This window comes from Oleiphilus sp. HI0086 (genome assembly GCF_001635225.1).
This window is the reverse complement of sequence record NZ_LWFZ01000347.1, coordinates 1-356: the sequence shown is the minus strand read 5'-3', so window position 1 is coordinate 356 and position 356 is coordinate 1. Positions and strand designations below refer to the sequence as shown.

Genomic DNA, 356 nt, shown 5'->3' with positions numbered 1-356 from the left:
CTGGCTTCACTAGAGGCGCCGGTGGCAGGCAGTTTGTTGCATAAATCATACGGTTTAGCTGAATACTCGACGTTTTATGATCTTCATGAAGAAAATCAGCACTTCATTGCTATCGTTGACGATCCTAGTTCTTTATTTAACTCTCAAGAAACGCGGGCAGTCTATATCGAGGACAATAAGCCTACAGATGATGGCGAACCAACAAAGTATCTGATACAGCAAGCCACAGAAGATGAGCTAATGATGAAAGTCTTGCCGCAACAAGTCGCAGGCCAGAGTGACTTTGCGTTATTAAGTGTGTATGACTCGCTCGTCGATATAATGCCTATCGGTGTGACGGATCAAGATTCAGACGG

1 protein-coding gene is annotated in these 356 nt (G+C 44.7%); it reads left to right on the top strand.

The window, feature by feature from the left end:
- Positions 1–36: 36 nt before the first annotated feature.
- The coding region (locus A3756_RS04455; RefSeq protein WP_156490264.1) for a hypothetical protein at positions 37–356 on the top strand (320 nt) is incomplete at its 3' end.